Origin of the sequence: Actinomycetospora endophytica, assembly GCF_021026375.1 — a bacterium.
Taxonomy (GTDB): domain Bacteria; phylum Actinomycetota; class Actinomycetes; order Mycobacteriales; family Pseudonocardiaceae; genus Actinomycetospora; species Actinomycetospora endophytica.
Map to the genome: position 1 here is coordinate 214,106 of NZ_JAJNDB010000004.1, position 21,513 is coordinate 235,618.

Annotated in this window: 14 protein-coding genes; 9 read left to right on the forward strand and 5 right to left on the reverse strand. The window is 74.0% G+C overall.

Annotation, left to right across the window (positions count from 1 at the left end; genetic code table 11):
* The first annotated feature begins 4 nt into the window (after positions 1-4).
* The 4 genes from pyk to acs all read left to right on the forward strand — a co-directional run bounded on the left by pyk (position 5) and on the right by acs (position 5,097).
* Complete coding sequence (pyk, locus tag LQ327_RS19225; protein ID WP_230736660.1) at positions 5-1,423, forward strand: pyruvate kinase; 1,419 nt, start codon at positions 5-7, stop codon at positions 1,421-1,423.
* Between the two features lie 190 nt (positions 1,424-1,613).
* On the forward strand, positions 1,614-2,774 hold the full coding sequence (locus LQ327_RS19230; protein WP_230736662.1) for a MalY/PatB family protein: 1,161 nt from the start codon (positions 1,614-1,616) through the stop codon (positions 2,772-2,774).
* Between the two features lie 79 nt (positions 2,775-2,853).
* Entirely contained in the window at positions 2,854-3,066 is a 213-nt protein-coding gene (locus LQ327_RS19235; protein WP_230736664.1) for a hypothetical protein, read from the forward strand.
* A 93-nt stretch (positions 3,067-3,159) separates the two neighbouring features.
* On the forward strand, positions 3,160-5,097 hold the full coding sequence (acs, locus tag LQ327_RS19240; protein WP_230736666.1) for an acetate--CoA ligase: 1,938 nt from the start codon (positions 3,160-3,162) through the stop codon (positions 5,095-5,097).
* A gap of 32 nt (positions 5,098-5,129) precedes the next feature.
* Here the strand turns inward: acs and LQ327_RS19245 are convergent, their stop codons facing one another.
* Genes LQ327_RS19245 through treZ form a run of 3 tightly spaced genes read right to left on the reverse strand, consistent with a single transcriptional unit; the run spans position 5,130 to position 8,908 of the window.
* A complete protein-coding gene (locus LQ327_RS19245) occupies positions 5,130-6,293 on the reverse strand; it encodes an acyltransferase (RefSeq protein WP_230736668.1) in 1,164 nt (387 codons plus the stop codon).
* 45 nt (positions 6,294-6,338) lie between these two features.
* Complete coding sequence (locus LQ327_RS19250) at positions 6,339-7,136, reverse strand: SGNH/GDSL hydrolase family protein (RefSeq protein WP_230736670.1); 798 nt, start codon at positions 7,134-7,136, stop codon at positions 6,339-6,341.
* Positions 7,137-7,144: 8 nt separating this feature from the next.
* The gene (treZ, locus tag LQ327_RS19255) at positions 7,145-8,908 is read right to left on the reverse strand and encodes a malto-oligosyltrehalose trehalohydrolase (RefSeq protein ID WP_230736672.1); all 1,764 of its coding nucleotides are present in this window, start codon (positions 8,906-8,908) and stop codon (positions 7,145-7,147) included.
* A gap of 118 nt (positions 8,909-9,026) precedes the next feature.
* On the opposite strand from treZ, the gene LQ327_RS19260 reads away from it, so the two are divergent.
* From LQ327_RS19260 to LQ327_RS19275, 4 genes are all read left to right on the forward strand, one after another.
* Positions 9,027-13,946, forward strand: a complete 4,920-nt coding sequence (locus LQ327_RS19260; RefSeq protein ID WP_230736674.1) for a SpoIIE family protein phosphatase — start codon at positions 9,027-9,029, stop codon at positions 13,944-13,946.
* 42 nt (positions 13,947-13,988) lie between these two features.
* Positions 13,989-15,032: an aldo/keto reductase gene (locus LQ327_RS19265; RefSeq protein ID WP_230736676.1), complete on the forward strand. Its 1,044-nt coding sequence runs from the start codon at positions 13,989-13,991 to the stop codon at positions 15,030-15,032.
* Between the two features lie 126 nt (positions 15,033-15,158).
* The gene (locus tag LQ327_RS19270; protein ID WP_230736678.1) at positions 15,159-15,377 is read left to right on the forward strand and encodes a hypothetical protein; all 219 of its coding nucleotides are present in this window, start codon (positions 15,159-15,161) and stop codon (positions 15,375-15,377) included.
* Between the two features lie 4 nt (positions 15,378-15,381).
* Entirely contained in the window at positions 15,382-16,260 is an 879-nt protein-coding gene (locus LQ327_RS19275) for a ferric reductase-like transmembrane domain-containing protein (protein ID WP_230736680.1), read from the forward strand.
* A 70-nt stretch (positions 16,261-16,330) separates the two neighbouring features.
* Here the strand turns inward: LQ327_RS19275 and treY are convergent, their stop codons facing one another.
* Together treY and glgX are read right to left on the reverse strand one after the other, a co-directional pair.
* Positions 16,331-18,736 carry a malto-oligosyltrehalose synthase gene (gene treY, locus LQ327_RS19280; RefSeq protein WP_230736682.1) on the reverse strand — a complete coding sequence of 802 codons (2,406 nt, stop codon included), beginning with the start codon at positions 18,734-18,736 and terminating at the stop codon, positions 16,331-16,333.
* 2 nt (positions 18,737-18,738) lie between these two features.
* Positions 18,739-20,955, reverse strand: coding sequence for a glycogen debranching protein GlgX (glgX, locus tag LQ327_RS19285; protein WP_230736684.1), 2,217 nt, complete (start codon positions 20,953-20,955; stop codon positions 18,739-18,741).
* A gap of 119 nt (positions 20,956-21,074) precedes the next feature.
* Here glgX and LQ327_RS19290 point away from each other — a divergent pair, with 119 nt between their 5' ends.
* The gene (locus LQ327_RS19290; protein ID WP_230736685.1) at positions 21,075-21,503 is read left to right on the forward strand and encodes an HIT family protein; all 429 of its coding nucleotides are present in this window, start codon (positions 21,075-21,077) and stop codon (positions 21,501-21,503) included.
* The last annotated feature ends 10 nt before the right edge of the window (positions 21,504-21,513 follow it).

Consider the following 21,513-nt stretch of genomic DNA (forward strand, 5'->3'; position numbering starts at 1 on the left):
AGCCGTGAGCCGTCGCGCCAAGATCGTCTGCACCCTGGGCCCGTCGACGTCGTCCCCGGAGCGGATCCGGGCCCTGGTCCGGGCCGGGATGGACGTCGCCCGGCTCAACTTCTCGCACGGGGAGCACGCGCAGCATGCCGAGGTCTACGAGCGGGTGCGTGCGGCCGCGGACGCCGAGGGGCGCGCCGTCGGCATCCTCGCCGACCTGCAGGGCCCGAAGATCCGGCTGGGGACGTTCGCCGACGGGCCGCAGACATGGGCGACGGGCGAGACCGTCCGGATCACCACCGACGACGTCGAGGGCACCCACGACCGTGTGTCGACCACCTACGCCGGCCTCGCCGACGACGTCCGGCCGGGGGAGTCGCTGCTCATCGACGACGGCAACGTCGCGATCGAGGTCACCGACGTCGAGGGTAGTGACGTGGTGTGCCGCGTCGTCGAGGGCGGCCGGGTCTCGGACCACAAGGGGATCTCGCTGCCCGGCACCGTCGTGTCGGTGCCCGCGATGAGCGAGAAGGACGAGGCGGACCTGCGGTTCGCGCTCGGCCTGCGCGTCGACATGATCGCGCTCTCGTTCGTGCGCTCGCCGGCCGACGCCGAGCTCGTCCACAAGATCATGGCGGAGTACGACGCCCACCTGCCGGTGATCGCCAAGCTCGAGAAGCCCGAGGCGGTCGACGCGCTCGAGGCGATCGTGCTCGCCTTCGACGCGGTCATGGTGGCCCGCGGTGACCTCGGCGTGGAGCTGGCCCTCGAGGACGTCCCGCTGGTGCAGAAGCGCGCGGTGCAGATCGCGCGGGAGAACGCCAAGCCGGTGATCGTCGCGACGCAGATGCTCGAGTCGATGATCCACAACTTCCGGCCGACGCGGGCCGAGGCGAGCGACGTCGCGAACGCCGTTCTCGACGGCGCCGATGCCGTGATGCTCTCCGGGGAGACCTCGGTCGGCGACTACCCGATCGAGACGGTGCAGACGATGTCGCGCATCGTCGAGGCCGTGGAGAGCGGCCCGGCGTCGGTGCCCGCGATCCAGCACGTGCCGCGCACCCAGCGGGGCGTGGTGACGACGGCGGCCCGCGACATCGGGGAGCGCCTCAACGCCCGCGCGCTGGTGGCGTTCACGCGCTCCGGGGACACCGTGCGGCGGCTGGCGCGGCTGCACACCCGGCTGCCGGTGCTGGCGTTCACCCCGATGCCCGAGATCCGGTCCCAGCTCGCGCTCTCCTGGGGCGTGGAGACCTTCCTCGTGCCGTGGGAGGAGACGACCGACGCGATGATCCACCGGGTCGATGAGTCGATCCTGGCGATCGGGCGCTTCGCGCCGGGCGAGCTCGTCGTCATCGTCTCCGGCTCGCCGCCCGGGACCGCGGGGAAGACCAACCTGCTGCGCGTGCACAAGCTGGGCGAGGACACCCGCTAGTCGGCCCGCTCGTCCGGAGCACCCTGCCCCGATCGGAGCACCCTGCCCCGATCGGAGCACCCTGCCCCGATCGGGAGCCCTGCCCCGAACGGCACGAACGGCGCGTTCGTGACGCTTGATGGCGACGAACGCGCCGTTCGTCCGGTATGGAGCTGGGCCGGACGGGCCGCAAGGGTGTGATCATGGGGGCATGGCGCATCCCTTCGACTCGCTGACCGCCGACGCGATGCGGGCGGGCGGCAGCTGGAAGTGGTCGACCCCCGGCACCGACGCGCACGGCCGCGGACTGATCGGCGCGTTCGTCGCCGAGATGGACTTCCCGCCGGCGCCCGCGGTCGCCGAGGCGGTGCGGGCCTGCGCCGACGGCAACCGGTTCGGCTATCTCTCGGACGCGTGGGTGGCCGAGATGGCGGACGCATGCGCCGCGTTCTGGTCTGACCGCTTCGGCTACGCGGTCGACCCGGCGTGGATCCGGCCGCTGCCCGACGTGCTCACCGCGCTCACGTCCGTCGTCGAGCACTTCACCCCGCCCGGGTCCCCGGTCCTGCTGCCGACCCCGGCCTACATGCCGTTCCTGACGGTGCCCGGGATGCTCGGCCGGGAGCTGGTGCGGGTGCCGATGGCCCACGACGGCGGGTCCTGGTCGCTCGACCTGGACGTTCTCGACGCGGCGTTCGCCAGCTCGGGGTCGAAGCTGCTGGTGCTCACGAACCCGCACAACCCCACCGGCCGGGTCCTCACCGAGGCCGAGCTGGCCGCGGTGACGGCGGTCGTCGGGCGCCACGGCGCGCGGGTGTTCGCCGACGAGATCCACGCGCCGCTGACGTTCGACGGCCGCGTGCACCGGCCCTACGCCGCGTCGTCCGAGACCGCGGCGGCCCACACCCTGACGGCGACCTCGGCGTCCAAGGCCTGGAACCTGCCCGGGCTCAAGTGCGGGCAGCTGATCCTGTCGAACTCCGCGGACGCGGCGCGCTGGACCGAGGTCGGCTACCTGGCCGAGCACGGCACCGCGACGCCGGGCGTGCTCGCGTCGACGGCCGCGTACCGGGACGGCCGGGAGTGGCTCGACGACGTGCTCGGCTATCTCGACGGGAACCGGGCGCTGCTGCGCGGCACCGACCTGCCGGGGCTGTCGGTGACCGTGCCCGAGGGGACCTACCTGGCCTGGTTGGACGCGACCGGTCTCGGGCTCGACGAGCCGCCGTCGGCCTTCTTCGCCCGCGAGGCCGGGGTCGTGATGACCGACGGCGCGGCGTGCGCGGGGCCGGGCGGGATGCGGCTGAACCTGGCGATGGCGCGCCCGGTGCTCGCGGACGCACTGGAGCGGATCTCGGCGGCGCTCGCGTGAGTGTCAGCGATGCGGCGTCGCTGACGTTCAGTGTCCGTAGCTCCACATCCTCGACGCGGCGTCGCTAGGGTCTGCACCCATGGGCCTGGAGTTCTCCGAGGAGCCCGAGGCCGGCCTCGTGGCGGTGACGCTGACGAACGACGACGGCGAGGTCGTCCAGACACGCGTCGTGGCGGCTGACGAGCTGGCGCGGATCGCGGCCGCGGCCCGGCGGGCCAGCGCGCGGGCGGCCGAGCGCGGTGAGCCACTGTTCGTCACGCTCGATGAGCTGATCGACGGACCGCCGGACTAGGTGCGCTCCGCGCCTGTGAGCAGTAACTGAGGCCAGAGCCTCAATTACTGCTCACGGGCGCGACAGCGCACCTGGCTGGGCACCCTCGAGATCGTGAGCGACGACGTCTACGACCCGCCCGCCGACCTCGCGGCCCGCGCCAACGTCACGGCCGCCGACGACGAGCGGCTGCGCGCCGAGGCGAACGCCGACCTGGACGGGTTCTGGCTCGCCCGCGCGCGGGAGCTGGACTGGGAGCGCGAGCCCACGGTGGGCTACGACGGCACCGAGCACCCGTTCGTCACGTGGTTCGCGGACGGTCGGCTCAACGTCGCGCACAACTGCGTCGACCGGCACGTCGCGAACGGCCTCGGGGACAAGCCCGCGCTGCTCTGGGAGGGTGAGCCCGGTGACGAGCGCCGCCTCACCTACGCGGATCTCCAGCATCAGGTGGCGCAGACCGCCCACGCCCTGACCGCGCTCGGTGTCGAGCGGGGCGACGTCGTCGTCGTGTATCTGCCGGTGCTGGTCGAGACCGTCGTCGTCATGCTCGCGTGTGCCCGGATCGGCGCGCTGCACAGCCTGGTCTTCGGCGGGTTCTCGGCGGAGGCGCTGCGCTACCGGGTCACCGACGGGCGGGCGAAGCTCGTCGTCACCACCGACGGGCAGTACCGGCGCGGCCGGGCGGTGCCGGTCAAGGAGAACGCCGACAGCGCCGTCGAGGGCCTCGACCACGTCGAGCACGTCCTCGTGGTGCGCCGCACCGGCCAGGACGTGCCGTGGACCGAGGGCCGCGACGTCTGGTGGCACGACGCCGTCGCGGGCCGACCCACCCACCACGACGCCGAGGCCTTCGACGCCGAGACGCCGCTCTTCCTCATCTACACCTCGGGGACCACCGGCAAGCCCAAGGGCCTCGTGCACACCATGGGCGGCTACCTCACCCAGACCGCCTGGACCGCGTGGGCCTGCTTCGACCACCGCCCCGACGACGTCTACTGGTGCCAGGCCGACCTCGCCTGGGTCACCGCCCACACCTACGAGGTCTACGGGCCGCTCGCCAACGGCGTCACCCAGGTGCTCTACGAGGGCACCCCGGACACCCCGCACCGGGGCCGCCACTTCGAGATCCTCGCGAAGTACGGCGTGACCGTCTACTACACGGCGCCCACGCTCGTGCGCACCTTCATGATCTGGGACTCTGACGACGAGCCCCTGACGGCGGGTCACGACCTGTCGTCGCTCCGGCTCCTGGGCAGCGTCGGCGAGGCGATCAACCCGGAGGCGTGGCGCTGGCTGCACGCCCACGTCGGCGGCGGGCGCTGCCCGATCGTCGACACCTGGTGGCAGTCCGAGACCGGCGCCGCGATGGTCGCGCCGCTGCCGGGGGTGACCCCGCTGAAGCCCGGCTCGGCGACCCTCCCGCTCCCCGGCATCAGTGTCAGGGTGGTCCGCGAGGACGGGACCGACGCGGACCCCGACGAGGGTGGCCTCCTCGTCGTCGACCGCCCGTGGCCCGGCCAGGCCCGCACCGTGTGGGGCGACCAGGACCGCTACGTCTCGAGCTACTTCCAGAAGTTCCGCTCGCGGCGCTGGTACACCGCCGGCGACGGTGCCCGCGTCGACGCCGACGGCTACGTCTGGCTGCAGGGCCGCGTCGACGACGTCATGAACGTCTCGGGGCACCGGCTCTCCAGCATCGAGCTCGAGTCGGCGCTGATCAGCCATCCTCGGGTGGGGGAGGCGGGCGTCATCGGTTCCCCGGACCCGACGACGGGTCAGGCGATCGTCGCGTTCGTCGTGCTGCGGGGCGACGACGACCACGACACCGACCTCACCGCCGACCTGCGCGCCCACGTCGGGCAGGTGCTCGGGCCGGTCGCGCGCCCGAGCGCGGTCCACGTCGTGTCGGTGCTGCCGAAGACCCGCTCCGGCAAGATCATGCGCCGCCTGCTGCTCGACCTCGCGTCCGGCCGCGAGCCCGGCGACACGACGAGCCTGGTCGACCCGACGGCGTTGGCCGAGGCCAGAGGTGCGCTCTCGCGCCTGTGAGCACAAATTGACGCCCTGGCATCAATTACTGCTCACGAGCCGGAGGCACCTATGCGGACCCGCCCGGTCAGAGCCGTCGACCCCGGCACCCGCCGCAGCACGTCCGCGATCACCACGGACCCGACCACGGTGCCCAGGTAGAGCGCCGCCAGAGTCAGCCCGGACCCGACCGCGTCCACCCACCCGCCGGAGATCGTCAGCAGGCCGGCCAGCACCAGCGGATGCGCCAGGAAGATCCCGAACGACCGGTCCGACGCGTACGCGAGCACCCGCCGGGCCGGCCCCCCGGGACGCCAGCCGGCCGTGGCGACCAGGCTGAACGTGTACAGCCCGAGCACCGCCACCAGGAACCACGCGATCGTCGTCGGCTCGAACACCGCGGACGCGACCACGGCCGCGGTCCCGCCGTCGACCCGCAGCACGTAGACGACCTCGCTGGCCACGACCGCCACGACCACGAGCCCCGCGATCCACCACCGGAAGCGCAGGACCGCCGCCTGCACCTGGTCGAGGTGCAGCGCCGCGACCGCGCCGAGGACCGGGTACAGCAGGTAGGAGGGCAGCAGGGCGAAGCCGTGCGCCGTCACGAACGCCCCGAACCCGTTCGCGGGCGGGTTGCTGATCAGCACGCACACCGCGATCTGCAGGGCCAGCGCGACCCCGAGCACGACCAGGTGCCCGGTCCGGCCCAGCCGCCGCAGGCCCGCGACCAGCACGGGGAAGACCAGGTAGAGCTGCAGCGTGACGAGCAGGAAGTACAGGTGGTACCAGGCCGTGCCCTCGAGGGCGTTCCACCCCATGGTCGCCAGCTCCTGCGACACCGTCGGCTCCGCCGTGCCCGGCGCCCGGGTCCACACCGCGAGCAGCGAGTAGACGACGGTCCACGTGAGGTAGGGCGTGAGCACGAGCGGGATTCGCTTGCGCCAGAACGGCAGCGGGCGCTGCGGGCGGCGCAGCATCTGGAACGTCAGGACGAACCCGGTGAGGGTGAAGAAGGCCTCACGGGTGAAGTGCAGGAGCAGCTGTCCACCGTTCGAGGGGACGTCGTCGGCCGTGGTCGCGGCGGAGAGCACGTGCACGCCGATGACCGAGGCGAAGGTGAGCAGCCGGAAGAGATCGACCTCGTGCAGGTGCCGCCGGTCGGACGCGGGGGCGGGCCCCGCCGTCGTCGTCGCCACCTCCACCGTGGGTCGCACCGGGCCAGGTTCCTCCCCGTTCCTGGGAGTCGACTGTGCGGGGGGTCAGGACGGCGTCAGGTGCCCGGACGGGTGGGGGGCCGGTGGGGCGGGCGGCGTCCCGGAGCACGTCCCGGGGCCGGCGACGCCCGCCTGCGTGAGCCCGTCGAGCACGTGGCCGGCGAGGAGTCGCTGGCCCACCGCGGTGGGGTGCAGGCCGTCCCCGACCCGGGGGAACGACCAGCCCTGGACCAGCGGGTCGAGCACGATGACCTGGGGGTCCGCCCGCCGCGCCGCGTCGACGATGGTGGCGTCGGTGGAGCGCGCCTCGGCGGTCGGGACGCCGACGTGGGCGAACACCGTGATCAGCGCGAGCGGCGTGCCCGGCACCTGGTGGCCGACGTCCTGGACCGCGGTCGTGACGGCCGCGCGGAGCTTCGGCTCCGGCGCGCCGATGTCGTTGTGACCCGCCTGCAGGACGACCAGCGACGGGTGGAGCCGGGCGAGATCGGCCTCGCGGAGCAGCCGCGCGACCGGGCCGCGCTGGCCGCGCCCGGGCGTGACGTAGCCGCTGCCGGGTACGGCCCCGACGACGACCCGGCGTCCCAGGCAGCGTCCGACCAGTTCCGGCCAGGCCTGCTCCGGGCTGCTGCCGGTGCCGGCCGAGATGGAGGCCCCGAGCACGACGATCGGGTTGTCGGCGGGCCCGGGGCCGACGGCCGGGGCGATCGCCGGGGGAGCGGGCACCGGTGCCGCGGTGGTGGTCCCGACCACCAGCAGCCCGACGACGACGGCGGTCGCGAGCCCGACCGTCAGGGCGATGAGCACCCGGCGGCCCTGCAGCCGCCGGAGGGTGTCGACCACGGCGCGCCTCACCCGACGCGGACGACGGCGAACGACTCCGGGGCCAGGGTCACGGCAGCTTCCGAGACGCCCGCCCCGAGCGGTGCGGCGAGGCATTCGTGGGCGCCGTCGACGGCGACCGTGCGCTCCGCGGCGGCGAGGTTGACCACCAGGCGGACGTTACCCCGGTGCAGGACCAGCGTCCGTGAACCGGGATCGGCGTCGCAGTGCACCCGGTCGAGCCGGGGGTCGGCGAGCTCCGGCTCGGCGCGGCGCAGCGCGATGAGCGAGCGGTACACCTCGAGCAGCCAGGCGTGCTGGCCCTCGTCGGGCTCGGACCAGTCGAGGCGGGACCGTTCGAAGGTCCGCGGATCGGTCGGGTCGGGCACCTCGGCCGCGCCCCAGCCGTGCTCGGCGAACTCCTCGGCCCGCCCGGTCCGCACCGCCTCCGCGAGCACCGGGTCGTCGAACCCGACGAAGAACGCCCACGGCGTCGACGCGCCCCACTCCTCGCCCATGAACAGCATCGGCGTGAACGGGGAGCAGAGCACCAGCGCCGCGCCGCAGGCCAGCAGCTCGGGGGAGCAGGTCGCGGAGAGCCGGTCGCCGGCGGCACGGTTGCCGACCTGGTCGTGGTCCTGCAGGTAGGCGAGGAACCGGTACCCGGGCGTCCGCGCGAGGTCGACCGGCCGTCCGTGCGTGCGGCCGCGGAAGCTCGACCAGGTCCCGGCGTGCACGAACGCCTCCCGCAGCACCGCCGCGAGGGTGTCGAGCCCGCCGAAGTCGACGTAGTAGCCCTGGGTCTCGCCGGTGAGCGTCGAGTGCAGCGAGTGGTGGACGTCGTCGCACCACTGCGCGTCGAGCCCGTAGCCGCCCGCCGCGCGGGGGGTGACCAGCCGCGGGTCGTTGAGGTCGGACTCCGCGATGAGCGTGCACGGCCGCCCCAGGCCGACCGCCAGCCCGTCGGCGGTCACCGCCATCTCCTCGAGCAGGTGCGTCGCGCGGGAGTCGCGCAGCGCGTGGACGGCGTCGAGGCGCAGCGCGTCCACGCCGAAGTCGGTGAACCACATCGCGAGGTTCTCGAGGATGTAGGCGCGCACGGTGTCGGATCCGGCGCCGTCGAGGTTGAGCGACGGGCCCCAGACGTTCGTCCCGAGGAAGTACGGCCCGAACCGGTCGAGGTAGGCCCCGGACGGGCCGAGGTGGTTGTAGACGACGTCGAGGACGACGGCCAGCCCCCGCTCGTGGCAGGCCGCGACGAAGCGCCGGAACCCGTCCGGGCCGCCGTAGTTCTCGGTGACCGCGAACCACAGCACGCCGTCGTAGCCCCAGCCGCGGGTGCCGTCGAACGCGTTGACCGGCAGCACCTCGACGTGGGTGATCCCCAGCTCGGCGAGGTGGTCCAGGCGCTCGGCGGCGGCGTCGAAGGTGCCGCCGGGGGTGAACGTCCCGACGTGCAGCTCGTAGATCACCGCGCCCGGCAGGCCCCGGCCGGTCCAGGCGGAGTCGTGGTGGGCCGGCGCGGTCGCCGGGTCCCACACCCGCGACGCCGCGTGGACCCCGGCGGGCTGCCACCGCGAGCGCGGGTCGGGCAGCGGGTCGGCGCCGTCGAGGGCGTAGGCGTAGTCGCTGCCGTGGCCGGCGCCGTCGACGTGGGCACGCCACCAGCCGGTGTCCTCCCTGGTCATCGGGTGCGCCGTCCCGTCGACGACGACCGCCACCGAGCCCGCCGCGGGTGCCCACACCGCGAACGTCCCGTCCGTGCCCAGCCCGCCGGAGCCCGCCGTCGTCATGCTCCGGATCATCCCGTCGTGGGCCCGACACCGCGAACGCGCTGCACCGGCGCGCCGCCGGGTAGCGTCTCCTCCACGCTCAGGGAGCTCGACAGCAGCCGGCCGAACGGAAGTCCCGATGTCGCAGACGGGAGATGCGCCGATCCCGGACGGCGTGGACCCGATCTTCGCGGGCCGGGGCGGGGTCGCCCGCGACATGGCGGCCGTCGACTGGGCCGCGACCCCGATCGGCCCGCCGTCGCAGTGGCCCCAGCCGCTGCGCGACGTGGTGCGCGTGCTGCTGACCTCGCGCTTCGCCATGTGGATGGCGTGGGGCCCCGAGCTGACGATGTTCTACAACGACGCCTACCGGCACGCCACGCTCCGGCGGAAGCATCCCTGGGCCCTGGGGCGGCCGTTCGACGAGGTCTGGGCCGAGGTCCGGGACGAGGTCGGCCCGCAGGTCCGCTCGGTGCTCGAGGACGGCGAGGCCACGTGGAACGAGGACCTGCTCCTCTTCCTGGAGCGCGACGGCTGGCCCGAGGAGAGCTACCACACCTTCTCCTACAGCCCCCTCCACGACGAGGACGGCCGGGTGAAGGGCCTGCTCTGCGTGGTCGCCGAGACCACCGAGCGGGTGCTCGCCGAGCGCCGGATGGCCTTCCTGCGCGACCTGGCGACGGCGATGACCTCCGCCCGCTCGATCGAGGACGTCGCCGGTGCGGCCCGCGAGGTGCTCGGCGGCGGCATCCGGGACCTGCCGTTCGGCCTGGTGTACCTGCTCGACGGGGGAGCGGGCCGGACCGCGCGGCTCACCGCGGCGGTCGGGGTCGACCCCGACGGGCCCGCCGCGCCGACGACCCTCGAGCTCGGCCTCGCCGCCGACGCGTGGCCCGCGACGGGGGTCCTCCCGACGACGACGGTGCTGCCGCTCGACGACTCCGCCGCGCTCGAGGACTGCGACCGGGTCGCCGTCGTCCCGCTCTCCCCGGCCACGACCTCCGGGGAGGAGATCGGGCTGCTGGTGGTCGGGCTCTCGCGCTACCTGGCCTTCGACGAGCGCTACCGCGACTTCGTCGACCTCGTGGCCGGCCAGGTCACCGCCGGGGTGATCGACGCGCGTGCCGCCGAGGCCGACCGTCGGCGGGCGGAGGGGCTCGCCGAGGTCGACCGGGCCCGCCGGCGGTTCTTCGCCGACGCCAGCCATGAGCTGCGCACCCCGTTGACACTCGTCGCGGGCCCGGTCGACGACCTGCTCGCCGACGGCGAGGTCGACCCGGTGCGCTGGCGGGCCGAGCTCGAGGTCGTCGCCCGCAACACCCGGCGGCTCGCCCGCGTCGTCAACGACCTGCTGGAGGTCTCCCGACTGCAGGCGGGCGGGGTCGAACAGCACGGCGAGGTGGTCGATCTCGCGCGGCTGACCAGCGAGGTCGCGGGGATGGTGGCCTCGGCGATCGAACGGGCCGGGCTGGAGTACGTCGTCCGGGCGCCGTCCGAGCCCCTCCCGGTGGCCATCGGCCGGGACGGCTGGGAGCGCATCGTCCTCAACCTCGTCGTCAACGCCCTGAAGTACACCCGCGAGGGCCGGGTCGAGGTGCTGCTGCACCGCGACGGGGACCGGGCGGTGCTCACCGTGTCCGACACCGGGATCGGGATCGCCGCGCAGGAGCTGCCCAAGCTGTTCGACCGGTTCCACCGGGTCGACGGCGGGTGGGCCCGGTCGGCGGAGGGCAGCGGCATCGGGCTCGCCCTGGTCCACGAGATCACGACCCACCACGGCGGCGAGGCCGCGGTGACCAGCGAGCCCGGCGTCGGCACCACGTTCACCGTCGAGCTGCCCGTGGCGGCCCAGGCCCCGGAGCAGGCCGCCGGGCCCGCGGAGCCCGGGGGCCGGACCCGGGCGCTCATGGACGAGGCGTCGCGCTGGGTCCCCGAGGAGGCCTCGGCGGCGGCGGAGGCCCCGTCGCGCCCCGAGGTGCCCCACGACGGCGAGGTGGCCGGCCGGGTGCTCGTCGCCGACGACAACGCCGACATGCGCGCCTACGTCGCCCGGCTGCTCGAGCCGCGGTGCACCGTGATCACGGTCGCCGACGGCGGGGCGGCGCTGGCGAGAGCCCTGGCCGACCCGCCGGACATGGTCGTCACCGACGTCGTCATGCCGGGGCGCAGCGGCCTCGAGCTGCTCGCCGCCCTGCGGGCCGACCCCCGCACCGCGCGGATCCCGGTGCTGCTGCTCTCCGCGCGCGCCGGGGAGGAGGACGCCGTCGAGGGGCTCGCCGCGCAGGCCGACGACTACCTCGTGAAGCCGTTCTCCGCCGCCGAGCTGCAGGCGCGGGTCGCGGCCCATCTCCAGCTCGGGCGCGCCCGGCGCGAGGCGGAGGCCCGCTTCAGCGCGGTGGCCGACCTGGCGCCGGTGATGATCTGGGTGGCCGGCCCGGACGGGTCGCGGCTGTTCCTCAACGCCGGGTGGTCCCGGTTCACCGGTCTCGACCCCGCCGACGAGCTGGGCCACGGCTGGTTCGACGGCGTCCACCCCGACGACCGCGCGACCTACCGCACGACCGCCGAGCGCGGCCGCGGCCGGCGCGAGGGCTGGGAGGTCGACTACCGGCTCCGGCACGCCGACGGCACGTACCATCGGGTCGTCGAGCAGGCCGTCCCGGTTCCCGGGCCCGGCGGCGACGACGGCGGGGGCGTGGCCTCCGGCTGGGTCGGCAGCTGCGTGGACGTGCACGCCCGGCTGCGCGACGCCGACCGCGCGAAACTGCTCGCCGCGGTCGGCGAGGCGATGGAGGGCTCGGAGACCGTCCCGGAGCGGCTGGCCGAGCTGGTGCGGGTGCTGCGCGACGCCCGGCTGGGCGACCACGTGAGCGTCGCCGATCCCGGACCCGGCGTCCGCCGGGAGGACGGCACCCACCGGATCCGGCGGCCGCTGGTGGTCCGGGGCCGGACGGTGGCGGTCCTCGAGATCGAGCGGGACCCGTCGTCAGAGCCGTGGTCGTCGGACGACCGCACCCTGGCCGACGAGGTCGTCGTGCGGACGATGCCCGCGCTCGAGAACGCTCTGCTGCGGACCGAGGAGCGCGTCGCCGGCCAGCGCCTGGCCCTCGTGCACCACGCGACGGCGGCGTTCTCCGCGGCGGCCACCCCGTCGGAGGTGGCCGAGGTGGCCGCGACCCACGTGGAGCAGCTGCTGGGACCCGCGCTGGAGTGCGGTGTCTTCGAGTACGACGAGGCCACCCGGCAGCTCTCGGTGCTCACCCGCCGGCCCCCCGAGCGCGATCCGCGCTCGAGCGGGGACGTGCAGTCGGTCGACGTCGACTCGATCCTGACCCGGGCGGTCCGCGACGCGCACGCCGTCTGGGTCCACGAGCCCGTGCCCGGGGAGTCGCCCGACGAGCAGGACGCCTCGCTGGTGGCCCTGCTGCGTGCGCGGGGGATGACGAAGGCCGTGTCGCTGCCGCTGATCGCGGCGGGTCGGGTCATCGGGGCGCTGGGCGTCGGGTTCACCGGCCGCGGCCGCCTCGACGACGGCGAGCGGACGACGCTGCAGGCGCTGGCCGAGCCCTGCGGGGTGGCGCTCGACCGGGCCCGGCTCTACCGCGCCGAGCACGAGATCGCCCAGACGCTGCAGCGATCGCTGCTGCCCCAGGCGCTCCCCGAGGTCGCGCGGCTGCCGATCGCGGTGCGCTACGTGCCCGGCGCGGTCGGCACCTCGGCGGGCGGCGACTGGTACGACGTCGTCGAGGTCGACGACACCCACGTGGCCGTCGTCGTCGGCGACGTCGTGGGCCAGGGCACTGCCGCGGCGGCCGTCATGGGGCAGCTGCGGACCGCGCTGTCGGGCTACCTGCTCGCCGGGCACGGGCCGGGGCCCGCCCTCGACCTGCTCGACGGGCTCGTCGCCCGCGTCCCCGGGGCCCGGGCGTCCACCGCGGTGTGCCTCGTCGTGGACACCGTGACCGGGGACGTGCGCTGGTCGCGGGCGGGCCACCTCCCGGCGCTGCTCGTGCCCACGGACGGCGAGCCGCGACTGCTGACCGACCCCGCCGGGCACGGCCCGCTGCTCGGACTCGCCCACACCCGCTCCGACCCCCGCACCGAGGGCACGACGACGATCACCCCCGGGGCCTCGCTGGTGCTCTACACCGACGGCCTCGTGGAGCGCCGGCGCGAGTCGCTCGACGAGGGACTGGACCGGCTGGTCGCGGTGACCGCGGCGTGCGAGGACCGGACGCCCGAGGGCATGGCCTCCGCGCTGCTCGCCGGGCTCGCCCCCGCCGAGGCCATCGACGACGTGGCGGTCGTCGTCGTCCGGCTGGCCCCGGCGCCGCTGGAGATCCGGTTGGCCGCCGACCCCGCCCGGCTCGGGCCGCTGCGCCGGACCGTGCGGTCGTGGGCGCGGGAGGCCGGGGTCGGCGAGGACGTCCTCGAGGACCTGCAGCTGGCGCTCGGGGAGGCGGCCACCAACGCCGTCGAGCACGCCTACGGGCCGGTCCCGCCCCGGGGATCCGAGGTGGTCGTGCGGATCGCGACCCGGGCCGACGGCGGTGTCGCCGTCCGCGTCCGCGACCGCGGCTCGTGGCGGCGGGCCGCCCCCGACCCGGGCCACCGGGGCCGGGGCCTGATGCTCATCCGGGCGCTCGCCACCGACGTCGTCGTGCAGGGCGGGTCCGACGGCACCGTGGTCATGTTCACGGTCCCGGCGGCGCGCAACGGTCGCGCCGACGGCGAGCCGGTGGGGCAGGAGGCCCCGGTCGAGCGCACGGTGCGGATGGAGACGGTCGCCGACCCGGACGGACTCGTCGTGCGGCTGACGGGCGACCTCGACCTCGCCGGCGCCGACGAGGCCCGGCGCCTGGTCGAGCAGCGCCCGCCGGACGGGCCGTGGACCCTCGACGTCACCGGGGTCGGGTACCTCGCGAGCGCCGGGGTCGGCCTGCTGCTCGAGGCGGCCGAGCGCGGCGCCGAGCTGGTCCTGCCCGAGAGCGGGCCCGCGGCCCGGGTGCTGGCGCTCAGCGGACTGGCGGCGGCGCCCCGCGTGACCGGGCAGGCCTGACGGTCCTGTTCCGGACGGTCGTGCAGTGGGCACCCGGCACCCATGGAGTACCGCCAGCTCGGCCGGTCGGGACTGAAGGTCTCGACGATGACCATGGGGACGATGACCTTCGGCGGCGAGGGAGGCTTCGCCAACGTCGGGAACACCGACATCGACGAGGCACGCCGGCTCATCGACGTCTGCCTGGAGCGCGGGGTCAACCTGATCGACACCGCCGACATCTACTCGCAGGGCACCTCGGAGCGGATCGTCGGCGAGGCCGTGAAGGGCCGCCGCGACGACACCCTGATCGCCACCAAGGTCCGGATGCCGATGGGCGACGGGCCGAACGACGCCGGGCTCTCCCGCGAGCACATCGTGCGCGGGTGCGAGGACTCGTTGCGCCGCCTCGGCGTCGACCACATCGACCTGTACCAGGTGCACGCCTGGGACGGCGTGACCCCGCTCGAGGAGACCCTCGAGGCGCTGGACACACTGGTCCGCAAGGGCAAGGTCCGCTACATCGGCTGCTCGAACTACTCGGCCTGGCACCTGATGAAGGCGCTCGGCGTGTCGGCGCTGACCGAGACCCAGCGGTTCGTCTCCCAGCAGATCCACTACACGCTGCAGGCCCGCGAGGCCGAGTACGAGCTGATCCCGGCGACGATCGACCAGGGCCTCGGCGTGCTCGTCTGGTCGCCGCTGGCCGGTGGGCTGCTCTCCGGCAAGTTCCGCCGCGGCAAGGACGCCCCGGAGACCTCCCGCCACCTCACGCAGTGGGACGAGCCGCCGGTGCGCGACCAGGAGAAGCTCTACGACATCGTCGAGACCGCGGTGCAGATCGGCGAGGCGCACGGCGTGTCCGCGGCCCAGGTCTCGCTCGCGTGGCTGCTGGCGAAGCCGGGGGTGACGTCGCTGGTGGTCGGCGCCCGCAACGAGGACCAGCTGGCCGACAACCTGGCCGCGGCGGAGCTCTCGCTGTCCGACGACGAGGTGGCCCGGCTCGACGAGGTGTCCGCGCCGCCGCTGCTCTACCCCTACTGGCACCAGCGCAAGACGGCGGCCGACCGCCTCTCGCCGGCCGATCGGACGCTCCTGGGTGGCTGACGGCTCATGAGCACTCATTGACGCCATGGCGTCAGTGAGTGCTCACGGGCGCGGAGCGTCCGACCCCTGCGACGTCACACCGTTCTCATCCGTCATCCTGGGGACGGCGACGTCGGTGGAGGTGACGTGGTGGCAGCCGGGCCCGGGACACGCGCCCCGTCGGCGCGTGCGACGCAGAAGCGGGCGCAGCACGAGACGAACAAGCGGCTCATCGTCGAGACGACGGCGTGGATCACGGCGATCGCCGCCGCGTTGACCGTCGGTCTCATGGCCGGGATCTCGGCGACCGCCACCGCACCGGACGTCCCCCGCGTCACACCCGTCGAGTACCAGTACTCCCGCTGACACCGTGCTCCAGCTCTGGTTCGTCTCCCGTGCCCTCGGCGCGATGGCGCTGCTGCTGCTCAGCCTCGTCATCGTGCTGGGCATCCTGCACAACACCTCGGTCGTCAAGAACGCCGAGCTCGGGCTGCCCCGGTTCGTGCTGGTGGCGCTGCACCGCAACCTGTCGCTGATCAGCGTCGTCTTCATCGCGCTGCACGTGATCACGGTGATCGTCACCGACTACGTGCACCTGCGCGTGGTCGACGTGTTCGTCCCCGGCATCGCGGCATTCAACCCGGTCGCCGCCGCGTTCGGCACCGTCGCGACCGACCTGACCCTCGCGATCGTGCTCACGTCGATGCTGCGCTCGCGGTTGTCGCGGCGGGTGTGGTTCTGGGTGCACTGGACGTCGTACCTGTGCTGGCCGATCACGGTGGTGCACGCGGTGCTCAACGCGTCCTTCCGCGGGACGACCTGGTGGACGCTCGCGGTCCCGCTGATCTCGATGGTCGCGATCATCGTCGCCCTGGTCTACCGGCGCCGGGACCGCCGTCGGGTGGGGGTGCCGGTCGCCGAGCGCGGGAAGGTCACCGACGTGGCCATCAAGCAGGTGACGGGCGAGCTCCCGATCGCCCGGCCCGCCCCCCGCGCCGAGGACCTCGAGGCGGCGACGGAGGTCATGGCCCCCGCGTCGCCGGTATCTGCCCATCCGGTGCCTGCCCCGGGCCGGCACCAGGCAGGCCCGGGTCCCGGTGCGCTGCCGGCCGGTGCTGACGCGAGCCACGGTGGTCGGCATCGGCCGGCGGACGACGCCCTCGACGCGGAGACCGAGACGATCCGCGCCGTCGAGCGCCGTCCCTCCCCGGGGGTCGTGCCGCTCGAGCCACGGTCGACTCGCCGCTGAGCGGCCGGCTGCCCCGTTCTGAGCGAAGGGCACCTTCGCTCAGTACGGGACAGGGCGGGGCAGCGCCGGGTCAGGCCGGCCGGACGAGCAGCGCCACGGGGTAGCGGGCGAGCAGGTCGGACAACCGCGGCGCCGACCCCTCGACCGGGGTACCGGTGACCATGTCGGTCCAGTCGGCGGCGCCGCCGGGCAGCGGGAGCACGGTGTCCCGCCAGCCCCCGTCCGCCTCGAGCCCCGCCGGCAGCCGGGTCGCCACGGCCACCATGTGCTCGCGCCCCGCGGGCCCGCCGCGCGCGAACGCCACCGCGTGCTCGGCGGCCGGGCCGGAGACGGGCACCGGGGCGTACCCCCAGAACAGCTCGGGCCGGAACCGCCGCAGCCGCAGGCCCGCCGCCGTGACGAGCAGCTTGGTGCCGCGGACGTCGTCGGATTCCGGGTCGTCGCTCTCGCCGGGCAGCCAGCCCCCGTCGAGCCGCGCCAGCAGTTCCCGACGGCGGGTGAAGTCGACCGGGCGGCGGTTGTCCGGGTCGACGAGCGAGTACTCGAACAGCTCGGTGCCCTGGTAGACGTCCGGCACCCCGGGCCCGGCGAGCTGCAGCAGCTTCTGACCGAGGGCGTTGGACCGGCCGAAGCGGTCGATCAGCCGCACGAACGCCTCGATGTCGGCGACGGTCTCCCGGGATCCGAGCACCGCCGCGGGCCACGCGGCGATCGCCTCGTCGACCTCCGGCACCGGATCGACGTGCGAGGTGACGAGCTTGGCCTCCTTCGCCGCCTTCGTCAGGTAGCCGCCCAGCCGCTCCGCGGTCAGCGGCCACGCGCCCACCACGGACTGCCACGCCAGCAGCTCCAGCGACGGTGACGGCAGCGGGTGCCGGGCCGAGAGCTTGCGCAGGAACGCGCCCCACTCCGCGGTGAGCTCCGAGAGCACCGCGAGGCGGGCCCGCACGTCCTCGGAGCGCTTGGTGTCGTGGGTGGAGAGCGTGGTCATCGCGGCCGGCGACGACGCGTCGCGGCGGGCGTTCGCGGCGTGGAACTCCGCGGGCGTCACGCCGAAGCGGTCGGGTGCCCCGCCGACCTCGTTGAGCGCGACGAACCGGTTCCACCGGTAGAAGGTGGTGTCCTCGACGCCCTTGGCGGTGACCATCCCGCTGGTCTGCTCGACGCGGCGGGTCAACTCGCGGTCCGGGTCGGCCAGCATCGCGGTGCGGATCCGCCGGATCACGTCCGCGAGCTCGGGGCGGGCGGCCGACGCCGTGTCCACCGCCCGCTCGAGGTCGGCCCGGCCCTCGGGCAGGTAGGAGCGGTACACCGGGTAGGCACCCAGCAGCTCGGCCACGGCATCACGGACGACCTCGGGCTCGTCGCCCGCCGCGGGCACGAGGGCCGCGATCCGCCGGACCTCCGCGACCAGGATCTCGTCGGTGACCAGCCGCTTCGCCGCGTGCTCGGCCACCGACAGCCGCTCCCGCGTGCCGGTGTGCTCGGCCGCCACCTGCTCGACCAGCGACTCCCCGCGCGGATCCACGAAGAGCCCGCACAGCTCGCGGAGCGCGTCGTAGCCGGTGGTGCCGTCGGTGGGCCAGGACGCGGGGAGTGCCTCGGTGGTCCCGTCGGCGCGCTGCGAGGTGATCTTCTCGACGAGCAGCCACGCCTCCTCGCCCAGACCGGTCTCCGCCAGCCGGGCGCGCAGCCGCCGCAGGTACGCCCCGGGCGCGGTGAGCCCGTCCGGATGGTCGATGCGCAGCCCACTGATCACGTCCGGGTCGGCCGCGACCCAGCGCAGCACCTCGGCGTGCGTGGCGTCGAAGACCGCCGGGTCGTCGACGCGGACGGCCGCGAGGTCGGAGACGTCGAAGAACCGCCGGTAGGTCAGCTCGGCGTTGCCGCGGCGCCAGTGCACGAGCCGGTAGTGCTGCCGCTCGTGCACCTCCTGCGCGGTGCCCTCGCCCGTGCCGGGCGCCACCGGGAAGCGGTGCTCGTAGTAGCGCAGCTCGCTGCGGTCCTCGGACAGCGACAGCTGGGCCACGTCCTCGGGCGAGCCCAGCACCGGGACGAGGAGGGGGACGCCGAGGTCGACGTCGTACCAGGACGCGTACGCCGACCCGCTCCCGTCGCGGAGCAGGGACCACCACGACGGGTTGGCGGCGGGCACCGCGACGCCCATGTGGTTCGGCACCAGGTCGAGCAGCGCCCGCATCCCGGCCTCGCGCAGCGCGGCGACCAGGGCGACCCGCCCGGGCTCGCCGCCGATCTCGTCGTTCGCGTGGGTCGGGTCGACGACGTCGTACCCGTGCGTCGACCCCGGCGCGGGCTGCAGCAGCGGCGAGCAGTACAGGGCGCCGACCCCGAGCTCGGCCAGGTAGGGCACCAGCTCGGTCGCCGCCGCGAGGTCCTGGGCCGGAGAGAGTTGCAGTCGGTAGGTGGAGGCAGGAACGCGCAGCGAAGCGGAGCCGGACCCGACAGGTGAGTTCACGATCAGGCGTCCGTGCGCTGCAGGAGGAGCATCGAGCGGGCGGTGACGGTGAGCGTCTCGCCCCCGCCGAGGGTCTCGAGACTCTCGGGGAGCTCGTCCACCGTGGTCACCGCCGAGGTCCGGGCCGTCCCGACGACGACGCTGCCGGTCACGGTGTCGAGCACCGTGCCCCACCGGTCGGCCACCCCCGAGCCGGGCAGCGTGACCTTCACGTCCTCGTAGTGGGCGTTGAAGACCAGCAGGAACGAGTCGTCGACGACCCGCTGGCCCCGCTGGTCGGACTCCGCGATGCCCTCGCCGTTGAGGAACACGGTCACGACGGAGGCCGCGCCGCCCTCCCAGTCCTCGTCGCCCATCTCCTCGCCGGAGGAGGTGAACCACGCGATGTCGCGCTGGTAGTCGTCGTCGGTCCCGGCCTGGCCGGGGGCCGCGGGCCGGATGGTGCGGCCGTTGAAGAAGCGGCGTCGTCGGAAGACCGGATGCGCCGCGCGCAGCGCCGACACCAGCCCGGTGTAGGCCATCAGGTCCTGGTCGGCCTTCTCCGGCGTCCACTCCATCCAGGAGATCTCGGAGTCCTGGCAGTAGCCGTTGTTGTTGCCGCCCTGGGTACGGCCCATCTCGTCGCCGTGCAGCAGCATCGGGACGCCCTGCGAGAGGAACAGCGTGGCGAGGAAGTTGCGCCGCTGCCGCTGCCGGAGCGTCAGGACGGCCTCGTCGTCGGTGGGGCCCTCGACGCCGCAGTTCCAGGAGTTGTTGTCGTCGGCGCCGTCGTGGCCGCCCTCGCCGTTGGCCTCGTTGTGCTTCTCGTTGTAGGAGACGAGGTCGGCCAGGGTGAACCCGTCGTGCGCGGTGACGAAGTTGATCGACGCGTACGGCCGGCGCCCGTCGTCCTGGTAGAGGTCGCTCGATCCCGTCAGCCGCGACCCGAACTCGCCGAGCGTGCCGGGGGTGCCGCGCCAGAAGTCGCGCACGGTGTCGCGGTACTTGCCGTTCCACTCGGTCCACCCGGGCGGGAAGTTGCCCACCTGGTAGCCGCCCGGCCCGACGTCCCACGGCTCGGCGATGAGCTTGACCTGCGAGATCACCGGGTCCTGCTGGACGAGGTCGAAGAACGTGGACAGCCGGTCGACGTCGTAGAACTCCCGGGCTAGCGTCGAGGCGAGGTCGAACCGGAAGCCGTCGACGTGCATCTCGGTGACCCAGTACCGCAGCGAGTCCATGATCAGCTGCAGGGTGTGGGGCTGCCGGACGTTGAGCGAGTTCCCGGTGCCGGTGTAGTCCATGTAGTACTGCGGGTCGTCGTCGACCAGCCGGTAGTACGCCTGGTTGTCGATGCCGCGCATGGACAGCGTCGGGCCCTGGTGGTTGCCCTCGGCGGTGTGGTTGTAGACGACGTCGAGGATCACCTCGATGCCCGCGGCGTGCAGGTCGCGCACCATCGCCTTGAACTCCTGCACCTGGGCGCCGGGCGCGGGTGCCCCCGTCGGCCCCGGGCTCGCGTAGCCGAAGTGCGGCGCGAAGAACGCGATCGTGTTGTAGCCCCAGTAGTTGCGCAGCCCGCGCTCGATCAGCGCGTCGTCGTGCACGAACTGGTGCACCGGCATGAGCTCGATCGCGGTGACCCCGAGCCGCTGCAGGTGCGAGACCGTCGCCGGGTGCGCGACCGCCGAGTAGGTGCCGCGCATCTCCTCCGGGATGTCCGGGTGCAGGTACGTCAGGCCCTTGACGTGGGCCTCGTAGATCACCGTCTCGTGGTACGGCGTGCGGGGCGGCCGGTCGTCATGCCAGTCGAAGAACGGGTTGACGACGACGGCCTTGGGCAGGTGCTGCGCCGAGTCGTCGTGGTTGACCTCGTCGGCGTTCTCGAAGTGGTAGCCGAACAGCGACTCGTCCCACCCGTAGGTGATGCCGAGCGACCCGTCGACCGCCTTGGCGTAGGGGTCGATGAGCAGCTTGTGCGGGTTGCAGCGCAGGCCCTGCTCGGGCTCGAGGGGCCCGTCGACGCGGTAGCCGTAGCGCTGACCGGGCACGACGCCGGGCAGGTAGCCGTGCCAGACGAAGCCGTCGCGCTCCGGCAGGGCGACGGCGTGCTCGGTGCCGTCGGCGTCGAAGAGGCAGAGCGTGACCGCGGACGCCACCTCGCTGAACAGCGCGAAGTTCGTCCCGGCGCCGTCGTACGTCGCGCCGAGGGGGTAGGACGTGCCCGGCCAGGGCTGCATCGATTCTCCTATTCCGATGGTCCGGCTCCGCTTCGCTGCGCGTCCTGTCGTGACCGCGGTCCGGCGGGATCACACGCTACCGGCCGCCCCTGACAGCGCCGGGTCGTTAGGGTGACCGCGTGGCGACGGTCTTCACCAAGATCATCAACGGCGAGATCCCCGGACGGTTCGTCTGGTCGGACGACCAGGTCGTCGGGTTCCTCTCGATCAACCCGCTCGGTCCGGGGCACACGCTCGTGGTGCCCCGCGAGGAGGTTGACCAGTGGCTCGACGCGCCAACCGGCCTCTTCGAGCACGCGATGACGACGGCCCGCGCGATCGGCTCCGTGGTCCGTGACCTCTGGCAGCCGCCGCGGGTCGCGCTGATGATCGCCGGCTTCGAGGTGCCGCACCTGCACGTGCACGTGCACCCGGCCTGGGGCCTGGAGGCGTTCGACTTCTCGCAGGCCGCGACCGACCCCGACCCGGCCGAGATGGACGACGCCGCGCGCCGCATCCGGGAGGGCCTCACGGCCGCCGGGCACGGCGCGTCGGTCCCGGCGAGCTGAGCGCGCCTCG

Coding starts and splice junctions, on each gene's coding strand:
- LQ327_RS19230 (WP_230736662.1), top strand. CDS start 1,614: ATGGCGCATCCCTTCGACTCGCTGACCGCCGACGCGATGCGGGCGGGC.
- LQ327_RS19235 (WP_230736664.1), top strand. CDS start 2,854: ATGGGCCTGGAGTTCTCCGAGGAGCCCGAGGCCGGCCTCGTGGCGGTG.
- treZ (WP_230736672.1), bottom strand. CDS start 8,908: ATGACGACGGCGGGCTCCGGCGGGCTGGGCACGGACGGGACGTTCGCG.
- LQ327_RS19260 (WP_230736674.1), top strand. CDS start 9,027: ATGTCGCAGACGGGAGATGCGCCGATCCCGGACGGCGTGGACCCGATC.
- LQ327_RS19265 (WP_230736676.1), top strand. CDS start 13,989: ATGGAGTACCGCCAGCTCGGCCGGTCGGGACTGAAGGTCTCGACGATG.
- glgX (WP_230736684.1), bottom strand. CDS start 20,955: ATGCAGCCCTGGCCGGGCACGTCCTACCCCCTCGGCGCGACGTACGAC.